At 71.1% G+C, this 15,092-nt stretch carries 12 protein-coding genes and 1 pseudogene; 8 read left to right on the top strand and 5 right to left on the bottom strand.

What is annotated here, in order from left to right; translation table 11 throughout:
• The first annotated feature begins 196 nt into the window (after nt 1-196).
• Both ACFPP6_RS29800 and ACFPP6_RS29795 read left to right on the top strand, forming a co-directional pair.
• Nucleotides 197-1,612: a prenyltransferase/squalene oxidase repeat-containing protein gene (locus tag ACFPP6_RS29800; RefSeq protein ID WP_382048918.1), complete on the top strand. Its 1,416-nt coding sequence runs from the start codon at nt 197-199 to the stop codon at nt 1,610-1,612.
• Nucleotides 1,613-1,617: 5 nt separating this feature from the next.
• Nucleotides 1,618-2,712 (top strand): terpene synthase family protein, encoded by a 1,095-nt coding sequence (locus ACFPP6_RS29795; RefSeq protein WP_382048916.1) that lies wholly within the window; start codon nt 1,618-1,620, stop codon nt 2,710-2,712.
• Nucleotides 2,713-2,745: 33 nt separating this feature from the next.
• Here ACFPP6_RS29795 and ACFPP6_RS29790 read toward each other — a convergent pair whose 3' ends face one another.
• Both ACFPP6_RS29790 and ACFPP6_RS29785 read right to left on the bottom strand, forming a co-directional pair.
• Nucleotides 2,746-3,774, bottom strand: a complete 1,029-nt coding sequence (locus ACFPP6_RS29790) for a TIGR01777 family oxidoreductase (RefSeq protein WP_382048913.1) — start codon at nt 3,772-3,774, stop codon at nt 2,746-2,748.
• Nucleotides 3,775-4,027: 253 nt separating this feature from the next.
• Complete coding sequence (locus ACFPP6_RS29785) at nt 4,028-5,020, bottom strand: AraC family transcriptional regulator (protein WP_382048910.1); 993 nt, start codon at nt 5,018-5,020, stop codon at nt 4,028-4,030.
• A 119-nt stretch (nt 5,021-5,139) separates the two neighbouring features.
• On the opposite strand from ACFPP6_RS29785, the gene ACFPP6_RS29780 reads away from it, so the two are divergent.
• Nucleotides 5,140-5,958, top strand: coding sequence for an NAD(P)H-binding protein (locus tag ACFPP6_RS29780; RefSeq protein WP_382048907.1), 819 nt, complete (start codon nt 5,140-5,142; stop codon nt 5,956-5,958).
• Nucleotides 5,959-6,217: 259 nt separating this feature from the next.
• Nucleotides 6,218-7,486 (top strand): aspartate aminotransferase type Ic, encoded by a 1,269-nt coding sequence (locus tag ACFPP6_RS29775; protein ID WP_382048904.1) that lies wholly within the window; start codon nt 6,218-6,220, stop codon nt 7,484-7,486.
• A gap of 371 nt (nt 7,487-7,857) precedes the next feature.
• Here the strand turns inward: ACFPP6_RS29775 and ACFPP6_RS29770 are convergent.
• Nucleotides 7,858-7,974: pseudogene (locus tag ACFPP6_RS29770) on the bottom strand (MerR family DNA-binding transcriptional regulator); the annotation flags it as partial.
• A gap of 202 nt (nt 7,975-8,176) precedes the next feature.
• Between ACFPP6_RS29770 and ACFPP6_RS29765 the strand changes: the two are divergent.
• Both ACFPP6_RS29765 and ACFPP6_RS29760 read left to right on the top strand, forming a co-directional pair.
• A complete protein-coding gene (locus ACFPP6_RS29765) occupies nt 8,177-9,835 on the top strand; it encodes an amidase (protein ID WP_382048901.1) in 1,659 nt (552 codons plus the stop codon).
• A 359-nt stretch (nt 9,836-10,194) separates the two neighbouring features.
• Nucleotides 10,195-11,310, top strand: a complete 1,116-nt coding sequence (locus ACFPP6_RS29760) for an alpha/beta hydrolase (RefSeq protein ID WP_382048898.1) — start codon at nt 10,195-10,197, stop codon at nt 11,308-11,310.
• 123 nt (nt 11,311-11,433) lie between these two features.
• Here the strand turns inward: ACFPP6_RS29760 and ACFPP6_RS29755 are convergent, their stop codons facing one another.
• A complete protein-coding gene (locus tag ACFPP6_RS29755) occupies nt 11,434-12,123 on the bottom strand; it encodes a LysE family translocator (protein ID WP_382048895.1) in 690 nt (229 codons plus the stop codon).
• 82 nt (nt 12,124-12,205) lie between these two features.
• Between ACFPP6_RS29755 and ACFPP6_RS29750 the strand changes: the two genes are divergently transcribed.
• Together ACFPP6_RS29750 and ACFPP6_RS29745 are read left to right on the top strand one after the other, a co-directional pair.
• Nucleotides 12,206-12,919: an MOSC domain-containing protein gene (locus ACFPP6_RS29750; protein WP_382048892.1), complete on the top strand. Its 714-nt coding sequence runs from the start codon at nt 12,206-12,208 to the stop codon at nt 12,917-12,919.
• A gap of 150 nt (nt 12,920-13,069) precedes the next feature.
• On the top strand, nt 13,070-14,107 hold the full coding sequence (locus ACFPP6_RS29745; RefSeq protein WP_382048889.1) for a MerR family transcriptional regulator: 1,038 nt from the start codon (nt 13,070-13,072) through the stop codon (nt 14,105-14,107).
• Between the two features lie 103 nt (nt 14,108-14,210).
• Here the strand turns inward: ACFPP6_RS29745 and ACFPP6_RS29740 are convergent, their stop codons facing one another.
• Nucleotides 14,211-15,047, bottom strand: coding sequence for a hypothetical protein (locus ACFPP6_RS29740; RefSeq protein ID WP_382048886.1), 837 nt, complete (start codon nt 15,045-15,047; stop codon nt 14,211-14,213).
• Between the last annotated feature and the right edge of the window lie 45 nt (nt 15,048-15,092).

Raw genomic sequence — 15,092 nt, 5'->3', positions numbered from 1 at the left:
CGTTCTGCATGATCCGCCACTGCCGCCCCTGGTCGGCGACTGCCGTCGCCGACTGACCAGGTACCTGTCCTTACATGTCGACGCACGCGGGTCCTTGACGGACCGGTGCGGCAGCAGGGCAGTGGAGTCGTCGCTCTTTCTGGCCCTGCTGCGCCGGGCGGAGGCGTCCCCGTGGGGCGCCTTGGCGAGCACCCGCGTGGCAGCCTATCTCGGTCGGTCGCGGAGCAACCAGGGGTGGCAGGCGTTGCTCGCGCGGGCCGCCCTGGGGGAGCCCCGGGCAGGTGACCGGTTCCTGGCCGCCTCGTATCTGAGCGGATTCGACCACTTCACCGGGGCGCGCAAGAAGGCGTTGCTCACCACCCTGTTCGCCGTGTGCGGGGTGCTGCCCTACGACCGGCGCCTGGCCGGGCTCGAGCTGCCGGACGCCGGTGGGAGCGCGGCTTGGACCCGGCTCGTCCTCCTCGCTGTGCGCGTGCTGCACGGCCGGGGAACCGGGCTTCCTCCGTCCACGGCGGCGGGGAACGCCGAGGAGCTGCTGCGGCTGCTGCAGCGGGGCAGCGCCCGAGAGGTCTGGGAAGGCAATCTCCTGGCACACCTGCTCGCCCTCCACGCGGTGCACTCCATCGACCCGGGCGCGCCCGCGGTGTCGTCCGGCCTGGGCGTGCTGGCAGCCCGGCAGAACCCGGACGGCGGGATCCCGTTCGTGGAGAGCCACAACCTCTTCCTCACCGCCAAGGCGGGCCTGGCACTCGTGCGCGCCGGCGCCCGGCACCACATGATGCTGCGCATCGGCGACTACGTCGCCTCCGGACAGAACCCGGTAGGAGGCTGGGCCTACGCCTCGCGCGTCCGGCAGATCGACGTCGACAGCACCGCTGTCTGCGTACAGTTCCTTCGCGCTCTCGACCACGTCCGTTACCGCGGCGCGATCGGCCGGGCCGAACGCCTCCTGCGCTCGCTCGCCGACCCCGGCGGGGGCCTGCCGACCTATCGGAAGGGGGAACCGCCCGAAGCGGAGATGACCGCGGCGGGGCTGCTCGCACTGGCTCCCGGCAGCCGGCAACCGGACCCCGTCCTGCACAACGCGGTGGTCTTCCTGCTCGACCAGCAGTCCGACGACGGCACTTGGCCCCGGAGCTGGACGATGAGCGAGTCCAGCGTCATGGGGCGGGCGGTCCATGCGCTGTCGTGCCTGCCCTCCGTCCTCTCACAGAGTCTGGCGAAACGTATCGCGCGGTCCCTGGAACGTGCGGCCACCCGGCTGCGGGAAACCCAGAACGAGGACGGCGGCTGGGCCCAGCGCCCGGGAGGCGCGAGCGACCCCACGAGCACCGCTCACGCCGTCGCCGCCCTGCACCGCATGGAACACCGGGACCTGGCGCACACAGGAACGCGCTGGCTGGTCGCAGCCCAGCGGCCCGGCGGTGGCTTCCACGGGCCGGCCGACCAAGTGGGCCCGCGCCCCATCCCCTACGACTTCCCCTCGCTTCCCAGCATCCACGCCCTGACGGCCCTCACCGCCCGGTCCCGCCCACGTGGCCGGGCGCCCTCGGCCCCGGCCGCGCTGGGGGCCACCACCACAGCTCCGTCCCGACGACGAGAGGCAGGCTGATGCCCATGCGCGCGGAAACGGGCGCACCGCATCGCCCGGTGAAGGAGGAGGCGCAGGACGCCCACCCCGGATCCGGCGCCCCGGCCCCCCGGATGCCCATCCCGCCGTCCGACCCGAACCCCTTCGCCCTCCGCGCCCACACAGCCGTGCACTCCTGGCTCGCCTGCTTCGCGATCTGCCAGTCACCCGTCTCCCAGCGCAATCTGCGCCGGGCACGGATCACCGACACCACCGCCCTGGCCTACCCCGACGCCGGTCCGGAAGACCTCGTCCGGCTCACCCAGTGGCTGTACTGGACGTTCATCATGGACGACGACTTCGACGACGGCCCCGACGGCCGCGACCCCGCCCGCTGTGCAGGAGCACTCGACTCCCTGGTACGCGTACTGGACGGTGGGGCGGGGGAGAGCCCGGCCACCCGCGCTTTCGCGGACATCTGGCGGCGCATGCTGGCCGACAGGTCACCAGCCTGGTGCAAGGAGTTCCGCAAGGACACGGAGGAATGGTTCTGGACCTACTACGAGGACGCCGTCGACCGCGCAGCAGGCCGATACCCTCCCCTCGACGCCTACCGATACCGGCGTGCACGGGGTGTGGGCGCTCACATGTTCCTCACGCTCGCCGAACTCGGTGCGAGCCTCGATCTCCCTGAGGAGCTGCGTCACCTCCCCGCCCTCCAGGACCTGAAGCGGGCGGCCGCGGAGTACACCGGCCTCAACAACGACCTGTGGTCCGTGGCCAAGGACCGCTCCGTAGGCGTCTTCCACAACGCGATAGTGCTCCTCGAACGGCACGAAGGCTGCTCTCCCCGCGAGGCTGCGGACTGCGTCGCCGGAATGCTGGCCGAATGCGCCGAACGCATGCTCACCGCTGCCCGGGAACTCCCCGAACAGCTCGATGCGGCCTCCGCCGCCGGGACGATGCGCACAGACGTCCTGACCTGCGCCGCGGCCTACCAGAAGTTCGTCCGGGGATGCTTCGACTACTACCACCGGGCCGACCGTTACACCCGACCGGATCCGCAGGCTTCCGGCATCCCCACAGCCGTTCACCGGCTCTTCGAATCCGACTCCGGCACCTCCGGGAACGACTGGAATTGAGAGGCGGAACTCGCTCCCCGCGTACGCGGTCGGTCATCGCCGCCCGCGCTCGCGGGGAAGGTGAGGCCGATGCCACCGGCTGCCGGTCCACGCCGTTCCACGTCGAGGCCGGTTCGGGTCTTCTCGGCCTCGTACGCGCCGCACGAGATCGTCGGCGGCTTCCGGCCAGTGGGGGTGCTGGAATGCGAAGCCCGCTTCGAGCAGGCGGCCGGGGACGACACGTCGGCTCTTCAAGAGCAGTTCGGTATCCGAGCGGAGCGCGAAGGCTCCGAGCTCGGCCATCCATTTGGTTGCGGGCAGGCCCACCGGAACACCCCATGCGGTGCGCAAGGCGTGCATGAGCCTGCGTTGCGGCAGAGGGGCGGGGGCGGCGAGGTTGACGGGCCCGGCGACATCGTCCCGGTCGATCAGGAACTCGACCGCGCGGACGAAGTCACTGTCGTGGATCCAGGACACGTACTGTGCGCCGCCCGCCACGGGGCCCCCGAGGCCGAGCCGGGCGAGCCGCAACAGGACATCGAAGACACCGCCCCTGTCGGGGCTCATCACCATCGCGGAGCGCAGGGCGACTTTACGGGTGTGCGGGGTGTCGGCCACTACTTGTTCCCGCTCCCAGCATTCGGCGATGCCGACGCTGTGGGCCCAGTAGCCGGGGACGCCGGGTTCGGCTCCTCCGCGGATGCCGGTCTGTTCGTCGTTGGGCGCATCGAAGCGGTGGGCGTAGATCGTGGCAGTGCTCATCTGCAGCCACACGCGAGGAGGTTTGCCCGCAGCGGCGATCGCTTCGCCCACGGCCCGCGTGGAGTGCACGCGTGAATCCATCATCGCCTGCAGGTTGGCGCCGGTGTAGCGGCAGCTCACGCTGCGCCCGGCAAGGTTGATCACGGCATCACTGCCGTCGATCACGTCGGCCCAGGGCCCCAGGGTCTCCCCGTCCCAAGGAACTTCGCACGGGCGCGTCGGCCGTCTGCTCAGCACCTTGACCTCGTGCCCGGCGGCGCTCAGCGCGCGGTTCAGGATCGTCCCTACTTGCCCGGTGCCACCGGGTATCACGATCTTCATTCGGATTCTCCCCATCGCCGCGTAGAGATGACCGTACCGGAAGTTGAACGCGTTCAAAAGTAGCGTTGCGGATTCACCGTGACCTGGTGGGTTCGGGGTTCCCCGGTATCGTCGCCAGAACTCTCGCGGCTGTTCGGGCGGTTGTTCTCCGGCCGTGCCTCGGCCAACTGGCACGAGGACGGGGCCGCTGATGCGGCGGGGACCGGTTGCACTCTCGCTGGGAACGGTCGCTGCGTTCTCGGTGCCCGCGATCTCAGGGGCGCGGCCCCGCGGCGCGGTGGCCGGACGGGCTGATGCCGCGTACGCGTTTGAAGGCCGCGCTGAACGCGAAGCCGTCCGCGTACCCGACCTCCTTGGCCACTGCCGTGACCGTGGCTCCGGGCGCGTGCAGCCGGTCGGCGGCCAAGGCCATCCGCCAGTCGGTGAGATAGGCCAGGGGAGGCCTGCCGACCAGGGCCGAGAAGCGGCGGGCGAACGCGGTACGGGACATGCCCGCCTCGTCCGCGAGCGAGGCGACCGTCCACGGCCGGGCAGGCTCCTCGTGCAGCCTGCGCAGCACGTGCCCGATGTCGGGGTCGGCGAGGGCCCGGTAGCCGGGGGGCGGGGTGGCGCCCGGGTGGGCGAACCACGTGCGCAGGGCCCGTACGAGCAGCAGGTCCAGGAAGCGGTCCAGGACGACCTGCTGGCCCGGCTCGTCGTGCTCGACCTCGGCGGCGATCAGGTCGAGGAGCGCGGACAGACCCGTGTCCGGGCGCACGATCGTGATCGGGGGCAGGGCGTCGAGCAGCGGCCGGCACAGGTCGCCCCCGACTCTGTATCCGGCGGTGACCAGGAGGTCCGTCCCGCCGTCCGCCGCGTCCCCGACGGTGCGGCCGGTCACCCGCCAGTTGCGCCCCGGCTCTACCGGCTCCATCGGTTCCATCGGATCTGCCGGATCTCCCGGATCCGCCGGATCGCCGACGAGGGTGCAGCGGTCGTCGCCGTCGACGAGTACGTGCGGCCTGCTGTCCGGCCGGTCCGCCACCGTGTAGGGCGTACGCGCCCGTACGAGGGCGATGCCGCCCCGCGGCAGCTCGACCGGTTCGCCCGCGTCGGGCACGAGCCACGCGTCACCGCGCAGCATCGCGCTGAGCGTGAGCGGCGCGGGCTCGGTGAACCGCATCCCCCAGGGCGGGACGCTCACCGTGCTGCAGAACACCGCCCCGCGTGCCCTGACCCCGGAGAGATAGTCGTCGAGAAGATCCACACCGGAACGATACGAGACGGTACGAGACGAAACGCGACCGAGGCTGCCGGGACGATCTCGCATGGATCCGGTCGTATCAACCATGGATCGTTCCGTTCGGCCCGTATTGACTGACGGGCATGACACAGATTCTCGTGCTCGGCGCCACCGGCAAGACCGGCAGCCGCGTCGTCCCCCGCCTCAAGGCCCTCGGCCACACCGTCCGTTCCGCTTCCCGCTCGTCGGCACTCCGCTTCGACTGGACCGACCGATCCACCTGGGACGCGGTCCTGGCCGGCGTGGAGGCCGTGTACTTCGTCCCGACCGAAACGCTCGGCCTGCCCGAGCGCGCCGAACTGGTGGACCGCGCGAAGGCCGCCGGCGTCCGCCGCATCGTCCAGCTGTCGGTGCGCGGCCTCGACGCCGACGGCGGCGTACCGGAGACGGAGGCGGCGGTCCGGGAGTCGGGGCTCGAGTGGACGATGCTGCGACCCTGCTGGTTCTCGCAGGACTTCGCCGCACCGGACTTCTTCCTGCCGTCGGTCCTCGCCGGCGAGCTCACGACCCCCGCCGGGGACGGACGCGAACCGTTCATCGACGTGGAGGACATCGCGGACGTGACGGTGGCTGCCCTCACCGGCGAAGGCCACGCGGAGAAGGCCTACGACCTGTCCGGCCCCCGGGCACTCACCTTCGGCGAGGCCCTCGCCGTCATCGGCGACGCCGTCGGACGCGAGCTGCGCCACCGCCACCAGAACCCGGACGCCTACGTGGCCGCCCAGGTCGCGGCCGGCCACCCCGTCGGCGACGCCGAAGCCATCGCCTCCTTCCTGGACGGCATACGCCGAGGCGAGGACGACTACGTCAGCGCCGGCGTGCAGGAGGCGCTCGGCCGCGCTCCGCGCTCCTTCGAGGAGTACGTGAGGGCGACAGCGCCGACGGGCGTGTGGAACCCCTGATCGCACGGACGGATGGTGACCGGCTCCCTCGCGCACGATGAGCACGACGGGGGAGCCGGTTCACCGGGCCACGGGAACCACCGCCGTCCCCTCACGTCCTCTGCGGTGCCGTACGGCACCGCCCGGCGACGGACGGCGCTCGCCCGGTGCCCACCCCCCCCGTACCACCCCCCGTCCCGTCCCACGCCGGTTTGTATTCTCGGGCAGGCGATCTCATCGACAGGCAGTCGACGACCGGCACCCCGCGGGAGGAAACACCATGACCACCGAGCTGAGCCCCGACGCCCTCACCGGGCTCCTCGACCAGGCCCGCCGGGACTATCAGGACCTCGCGGGACGGGGCCTGTCGCTCGATCTCACCCGGGGCAAGCCGGCTCCCGAGCAGCTCGACCTCTCCGAGGACCTGCTGAGCCTGCCCGGCGGGCGCCACACCTCCGCCGACGGCACGGACGTGCGCAACTACGGCGGGCTGCAGGGGCTGCCCGAGCTCCGGGAGATCTTCGCCGGGGCGCTCCAGGTGCCGGCCGCCCAGCTCCTCGCGGCCGGGAACTCCAGCCTCGAGCTGATGCACGACTGCCTGGTGCACGCCCTGCTGAGCGTGCTGCCGGGCGCCGGGTCGCGCTGGGTGGAGCAGGAGCGGATCGCGTTCCTGTGCCCGGTCCCCGGCTACGACCGGCACTTCGCGCTGTGCGAGCGGTTCGGGATCGACATGATCCCGGTGCCGATGGCCGCCGAGGGCCCGGACATGGACGTCGTCGAGCGGCTCGTCGCCGAGGACCCGGCGGTCAAGGGCATCTGGTGCGTACCGAAGTACAGCAACCCCGACGGCGTCTGCTACAGCGACGCGACCGTGGCGCGGCTCGCCTCGATGACCACCGCCGCACCCGACTTCCGGATCTTCTGGGACAACGCCTACGCCGTCCACCACCTCACCGACGAGCCCGTCGGGATCGCCGACCTGCTCGCCGCCTGCGCCGAGGCCGGGAACCCGGACCGGGCGTTCGTGTTCGGCTCCACCTCGAAGATCACCGCGGCGGGCGCGGGCGTCGCCTTCTTCGGCTCGTCGCCCGCGAACGTGCAGTGGCTGCTCGGCAACAACGCCAAGCGGTCGATCGGCCCGGACAAGGTCAACCAGCTGCGTCACGTGCTGTTCCTGCAGGACGCCGAGGGTCTGCAGGCCCACATGGAGCGCCAGCGCGCCCTGCTGCAGCCCAAGTTCGAGGCGGTCGCGCGGATCCTGGACGCCGAGCTCGGCGGCACCGGCCTCGCGACCTGGACCTCGCCCAAGGGCGGCTACTTCGTGACCCTCGAAGTGCAGGACGGCTGCGCCAAGGAGGTCGTACGCCGTGCCGCCGAGGCGGGCATCGTGCTCACCCCGGCCGGCGCCACGCACCCCTACGGCGACGACCCGCGCGACGCGGTCATCCGTATCGCGCCCAGCTACCCCGGCCTCGCCGAACTGGAGCAGGCGATCGCAGGCCTCGCCGTCTGCGTCCGGCTCGTGGGGTACGAGCAGCGAGTCCGCTAGCCGGCGGAAGCCGAAGCCGGGCGCCTGGCCGATCCCGGAGCCGCTCCGCCCCGCCCCGCCCCGCTCCGGCTGGGGCGAGCGTGGCGTGGTCGTCACGCGTCCCGGCCGAGGCTGGGCGTGTGCCTGAGCTGGCTTGGCCTGAGCTGGCTTGGCCCGGACCGGACCGGTCCGGCCCGAACCGGTACGGCCGGAGGCGGTCCCTGGGGACCCGGACCCCGACCGGCCCGAACCGGTCGGCCCGGGCAAGGGCCGCCGTCGCGGGAACGCACCCGCGGTGGCGGCCCGCTCCGGCTCAGCACAGACGGGTCGTGGCGTAGATGTCGACGGCGTCTCGCTGGTACACCGCCAGGCCCGGCGCGATCGCCTCGCATGCGGCGCGCCACGGCTCCTTTCCGGGCGGGCGGGAGCAGGCCGATCTCGTCGTGATGCCGCAGCGTCCGGGCAGTCACGCCCGACATCCGGGCGGCCTCCGCAATCGGCCAGGCCATTGCCGCTCCTCCCTCACGATCGCTCCACCGGGCCGGTGTCTCCGGCCCTGGTCAAGACGGTAGAAGTTGCCGCTGCGGCAGTTGCAAGGCCAGTCCGCAGGCTCAGGTCGGTCAACGTGTGCGGCCTCGGCTGCGCGGCCGGGTGTGCGTACGCGTGCAGCGCTCTTGCGCCGGACCGTCCGCGTGTAGTCGGGTGAGGCCCATGAGGCAGAGAAGCGTTGCCACGCTGATTGCCGTCGTGGCTATGGGTTCCCTTTTCGCAGGCGCACCAGGCTTACCAGGCGTACCGATCCCAGGCGCGCGAGCCGCCGGGTCCGGCGTCGATGGTGCGCCGTCGCCGACCACAGCGCACCCGCCGGGGCCGGGGGTCGACCTGGAGACGGTGACGATCCCCGAGTTGCAGGCGCGGATGGCGGGCGGATCGCTGACGTCGTCGGCCCTGACCGCCGCCTACCTGCGGCGGATCGAGACCGTCGATCCCAAGATCAATGCGGTGCTGCGCACCGACCCGACAGCCCTGCGCCAGGCGGCCGCCAGTGACGTCAGACATCGGAACGGGCGCGTCCGCGGACCGCTCGACGGCATTCCCGTCCTGCTCAAGGACAACGTCAACACCCGCGACATGCCCACGACGGCCGGGTCGCTGGCGCTGGCCGGGAGCCCGCCCCGCACCGATGCGGCCCTGGTGACGCGGCTGCGCGACGCGGGGGCGGTGATCCTCGGGAAGACCAACCTGTCCGAGTGGGCGAACTTCCGTGGCGCGAAGCCGACATCGGGGTGGTCGGCGGTGGGCGGGCAGACCAGGAACCCCTACGTGCTGGACAGGAATCCGTGCGGGTCGTCCTCCGGTTCGGCGGCCGCGCTCGCCGCGTCGTTGGCGCAGGTGGCGATCGGCACCGAGACGGACGGCTCCATCGTGTGCCCGGCCGGGATGAACGGGATCGTCGGCCACAAGCCCAGCCTCGGACTGGTCAGCCGGGCCGGCGTGGTGCCGATCTCCGCCGAGCAGGACACCGCGGGGCCCATGGCGCGCAACGTCATCGATGCGGCGCTCACTCTTGCCGTGCTCCGTGGCGACGGCACCTCGCGCCCCGGTGCTCACGGCGTGTCCGGCGTGCTCAGCGGCCGTCCCCTCCCGGACGAGCTGACGCCCCCGGGCCCCGGCAGCCTGCGCGGCAAACGGATCGGCCTGTGGCGGCTGCCCTCGCTCGGGCCGGAGGTGGACGCCTTGATGACCCGTACGGCGGAGAAACTCCGCAGCGCGGGAGCCGAGGTCGTCCAGGTGACGCCCCCGCATCAGGAGCGACTCGCCCAACTCGAGTTCCCGGCGCTGCTGAGCGAGTTCCACCGGGACATCGACGCCTACCTCGCCACCCGCGACGGGCCCCGCAACCTCGCCGAACTGATCGAGTTCAACCGCACCCACCCCGCGGAGCGGACCTGCTTCGCCGGCCAGGAGCTCTTCGAGCGGGCCCTCGCCGCGCCTCCCACCACCGACCCGGGGTACCGGGCCATGCGCGCCGAGCTGAAGGACCTTTCCCGGCGTTCCCTGGACGAGACCATGGCCGCCCACCGACTGGACGCCATCGCCTCGCCGACGAACCCGCCCGCCTGGACGACCGACTGCGGGCGCGGCGACAACGACGTGATCCCCTCCTCCACCCCGGCGGCCGTCGCCGGGTACCCGTCGCTGTCGGTGCCCGCAGGGTTCGTGGGCGAGCTCCCCGTAGGCCTGCTCCTGATGGCCGGTGATCAGCAGGACGCCGAGCTGCTGTCGCTGGGAGCCGCGGTGGAGCACCGCCTGAAGGCCTGGCGAGCGCCGTGCTACTTGCCGACTGTGGGGTCCGGCACCTCCCGGTGAGCGGCGGGCCGCCCGGCCGCCCTGCTGCCCGGCGGCCCGCCAGTCCGGCTGCATGGCTGTCCGGCGAGGACGGGAGCCGATCGAGCGCCGTCACCCCCCCCGCAGGACCCCTGCGGGGGCGTGGGGGGCGACTGCGCCTGCGGGCATGATCGCCGGCACCGTCATCCGACACCCGGGCGCCCAAGGCGCGGGGCGGGGCATTTACGATCTCCGGAGGGTCGTGGAGGCCGGGCGCGCTCGCGAGAGCGACGCAGGTCATAGCCACGGACGGAACCGGTGGAAGGCCTAGCCCCTCCACATGGGCGGAAACACATGGTCATGTCCTTCGGGGCAGCAGCAGGAATGTCCGGAGTGACGTGATGACGCAAACGAGCAGCGGGATCTACCAGGCAGAGGGGTACGTCCGCGCGCGTCGCGCCAAGCGATGGACCATCGTGCTGGCGTCCCTGGCCGTCGTCGGGCTGATAGCCACCGGCGTGCTCAAGTACCTCAAGATCGGTCCGTTCTCGGACAAGGGGGCGCCGGTCAGCTTCGGCCAGGAGCAGGCCGCAGGCGGCGGCAGTGGCGGCGGTCAGGCCGGTGGCGCGAACGGCGCGCAGAAGCCGGACTCCAAGATCCTCATGCCGACCGGGCCCGCTGCCGACTTCAAGAATTCCGAGACCCTCGGTGACGGCACGCACATCGCCGTCACCACGCTGGAGGGCAAGAAGTCCGGTTTCACGGGCAAGGTGTGGGTCTGGGCGCCGAAGGAGTACAAGGACCCGAAGTTCAAGGACCACGGCTTCCCGGTCCTGATCGCCCTCCCCGGCGGCCCCGGCTTCCCGAACAACTACTGGATGGGCACCAACCTCAAGCTCCAGTCGTCGATCACCAAGTGGCACGCCGAGGGCAAGAGCAAGCCGTTCCTCCTGGCCATGCCGGTCCTCAACCCCAAGAACAACGGTACGTACTGGGACGGAAGCGACATTCCGGGTCAGCCGAAGATGGGCACCTGGCTGACCGAGGACGTCCCGGACCTGATGAAGGCCAACTTCCGCACGATCAAGTCGCGCGACGGCTGGGCGTTCATGGGCTCCTCCTCCGGCGGATTCGCCGGAATGAAGGCCGTGCTGAAGCACCCGGACAAGTTCAAGGCCGCGATCGCCTCCGGCCCGGACTTCTTCCCCGACTCCCCGCTGTGGAAGGGCCACGACAAGGAGCGGGACGAGAACGACCCCAAGCTGCTCGCGAAGGACCTGATCGCCCGGAAGGGCCCGGACGTCTACATCGCCTTCCAGTACGGCACGCGCGAGGACCCCATCACCATCAACGGGGTCAAGAACTTCGTGGCGCAGTACGGGAACGGCCCCGTGCACACGTCGGTCAAGGAGATCCCGGGCGGCAAGCACGACGCCGCCACGTATGTTCCGAGCATGGGGCAGGGCCCGATCCAGTTCATCAGCGAGCAGCTGTCGGACCCCATTCCGGCATTCTGAGGTCCTGCGTTCCGAGCGGCCCCTTCCGCTGTCCATCGCCTCGGCCCCGGCCGGTTGCTCGTTGCTCGAGCGACCGGCCGGGGCCGAGGCGGTTCTGTAGGGCCAGGGGGGGCCGGGGGGCGCTCAGTCGCCGAGGGCGAGGTGGACGCCGAAGCCGGCGATGACCGTGCCGCTGATCCGGTCCAGGATCCGCCGTGCCGAGGGCCGCTGCAGGCTGGTGCGGAGCGCCCGGGCGCATGCGATCAGTACGCCCGACCAGAGGGTCGCGAGCAGGATGTGCACGCAGGCCAGCATCGTGCCGGCCACCAGGTGCGAGGCGCCGGCCGGGATGAACTGCGGCAGGACGGCCACGTAGAAGGCGCCCATCTTGGGGTTGAGCAGGTTGGTCACGGTGCCCCGGCGCCAGCCGCCCCGGAAGCTGTCCCCGGCATCCGGCTTGACCGGCTTGGCCGGCGTGTCCGCGGCGTCAGGGAGAGTGCCGGGGGAGCCGGGACCGGGGTCGGGGTCGGTGCCGGCCTGCCGGCGCAGGGCCGGTATGAGGATCCGGCCTCCCATCCACACCAGATATGCGGCCCCTGCCCAGCGGAGTATCGCGTAGGCCAGGTGGGAAGCGGTCAGCACGGCGGTGATGCCGAGCGCGCTGAGCACTCCCCAGAGGAGGGTTCCTGTCTGGATGCCGAGGACCACGCCCCAGACGCGTCTGTGGTGTCCCACGGCGGCGGTGCGCAGGATGAGGGCGGTGTCGAGGCCGGGCGTGAGCGTGAGGAGTCCGACGATCAGCGCGAAGGACCCCAGTGCGGAGACGGTGATCATGAATGGTCACTGTACTGCCGGAGTCGCCAACTCCCCATTTCCTGCCCGAAGTCGGGCAGGAAGCTCTTGTATCGTCTGCTGAATGACAAGTGTGGTGGGGACTGTCGAGTGCATTTGGCGCTATCCGATCAAATCGACGGGCGGCGAGCGGCTGCGGCGAGCGGACGTCGACGTGCGGGGTCTGGCGGGCGACCGCCTGTTCGCGGTACGCGACGGGGAGGGCCGGTTCGGCTCGGGAAAGAACACCCGCCGTTTCCGCCGCATGCCCGGCCTGCTCCGGCTGCGCTCCCGCTACCCGGACGGGCAGGTGGAACGGCCCGAGCTGCTGGACCCGCAAGGTGCGCCCGTTCCGGAGCCCACCGCCTACCTCCGCCGGTACCTCGGCCGGAACGACGTCGAACTGGCCCGTGAAGAAACGGTCTCCCACTTCGACCAGCTCCCCCTCAGCATCCTGACCACCGCCACCCTCGACTGGGTACGCTCGGCCGTTCCCGGCGTCCGGGTCGATGAGCGGCGCTTCCGCCCGAACCTCCTGGTGCGTACGCCTCCGGGCACCCGGCCCTTCGTGGAGGACGAGTGGTTCGGGCGCAAGGCATGGATCGGCGACGGCCTGTGCGTGGAGTTCGTGCGCTCCAGCGAACGGTGCGTGATGACCAACGAGGCCCAGCAGGACCTCCCGCATTCCCCGCTGATCCTGCGAGCAATCGCGAAGGCGCACGACGCACGGCTGGACGCCCTGGCAACGGTCGTGACGCCCGGCCGGGTGGATTCCGGGGACGTCGTCACTCTCATCTGACGAGGGCCACACGTCTTCCGTGGTGGAACGCCCCGGCTCGGATTGACCTTGCCCCCGAGGGCAAGGTTTAGCGTTTTGCGAGGTCGAGGTCGAGGTTGAGGCCGAGGCGAGAGTGAGAACGAGGATGGGCCGAAGTGAAAGGCATGCGGCATGCGTATCGGTGAGCTGGCCCGCCGCGCGGGGGTGACGACCAAGGCGGTGCGCTACTACGAATCACTGGGGTTGATCACTCCCCGGCGGCTGGCCAACGGCTACCGGGACTACGGCGAGAACGACGTACGACTCGCGCAGGAGATCCGGGCGCTCAGAAGCCTCGGGATCCCGGCGGAGCGCACTCGGCCGTTCCTGGACTGCCTGGAAGCCGGCCGTCGGCACGCCGACGACTGCCCGGCCTCACTGGCCGGATACCGGGACGCCATCGACGAGCTCACGGAGCGGATCGCGGCGCTCACCGCCCGGCGGGCGGCGCTGATCTCGCACCTGCAGGAGGCGGCCCACCGGAACAGCGGCGTCGCCCCGGCCCACGCGACCCACCAGCCCGACCAGGCGGCCGGTCAAGCCGGCCGGCCCCACCCGGCCCCCGAAGCAGAGGGCCCGATCGAGGACCTGACGGAGGACCCGATGAACGAGTACGTGAGCCTGCCCGCCGACCTGCCCGTCCCCGAGGACGACGGCGCGGCCGGTCATCTGCCCGGCATGAAGGCGCCGTCCACGGCCTTTGCGGGTACGGCGGGCGAGACGATCCGCATGGACGCGCTCGGCGCGGGCCGGACGGTGATCTACGTCTACCCGCTGACCGGCCGCCCGGGCACCGATCTACCCGAAGGCTGGGACTCGATCCCCGGCGCACGCGGCTGCACCCCGGAGTCGTGCGGCTTCCGTGATCACTACCAGGATCTGCTGGCTGCCGGAGCCGCCGACGTGTTCGGCCTGTCCAGCCAGGACACCGGCTATCAGCGTGAGGTCGTCGAGCGTCTCCACCTCCCGTTCCAGATGCTTTCGGATCCCACGATGGAACTGGTGGGCAAGCTCCGCCTGCCCACATTCGAGATCAGCGGGATGACGCTCTACAAGAGGCTGACGCTGATCATCCGCGACGGCGTGGTCGAGCACGTCTTCTACCCGATCTTCCCGCCGAACGAGCATGCGGAGCAGGTCCTGACCTGGCTACGAGACAACCCTCTGTAGGGCGGCCACCGCATCCACCGATACCGGCACCGTTACCGGCACCGGCACCGGCACCGGCACCGGCGCAGTGTTCCCGGCTCCCTGTGCCAGGTCGGGCGTCGGGCTATGAGGTTCGGTCGATGGTGATCTCGCCAGCGCTGTACGAGGAGTCGGTGCCGAGATGAACGCTGCCCGAATCGCCTCTGCCGAAGGGGGAGAGGCCGAGCGGTACGTGATAGTGCGCCCGTACGCGTACGCCGATCCGGCTGATGTCAGGGCATGCGTCGAGGACGGCGGAGGCCGAGAGGTATGCGGCGTGCTGGGACGAGGAGCTCTGCTGGTCGGTGACGGAGTCCATGAACACCCGCAGCGCCTCGGTCCGGCACTGGTCGTAGTCCTCTTCTTCCCGACGCGTGCCGTATTCCCACCACATGTCACCGGACAAGTGCAGGACCCGGTCCTGTGTGTTCACCTGGTCGGTGAGGGTGTACTCGTCGGCGAGGAATCCGGTGAAGCTCGATCCGGTCGTCACCGCTCGGTGGAGACCGCTGATGCCGCTCACGACGCCGGTCGGCTGCCAGCGTCGGGCCGTCGCGTCGGCGGTCCACCGGTCCGAGGGGTTGGTCGTGAACGTGTGGTGGCTCTGGGGGACCCGGGCCCACGGGTATTCGACGATGCCGACCCGGGCCGCGGATGCCGCGGGGCACGCCTCGACCAGGCGCTCCGCCAGTGCTGCGGCCAGCTGCTCGATACCGGAATCCAGGTGGTCGTGCAGGAAGGCCGAGGCGGTGTTCGCCATGCTGCGGGTCGGCAGGAGGCACGAGTTGTCGCCTTTGACGAAGGCGGGGGCGAAGTCGCCCTCGAGCGTCATCGTCAGCTGAAGGTCGCGGGCCCGGTGGGAGGAGGTGCCGGGCCTGACACCGAGGAGGCGGAGGTCGTGTCGTCCGTATTGCGTGGACACCACTTGATGCATCGGTTCGCCCTTCCTGGGTGTTGCGTGCGCCGG

The organism is Streptomyces aureoversilis, from assembly GCF_042657885.1.
Taxonomy (GTDB): Bacteria; Actinomycetota; Actinomycetes; order Streptomycetales; family Streptomycetaceae; genus Streptomyces; species Streptomyces aureoversilis.
Note: the sequence above shows the minus strand (reverse complement) of the source record. Positions and strands in the feature narration are given on the sequence as shown.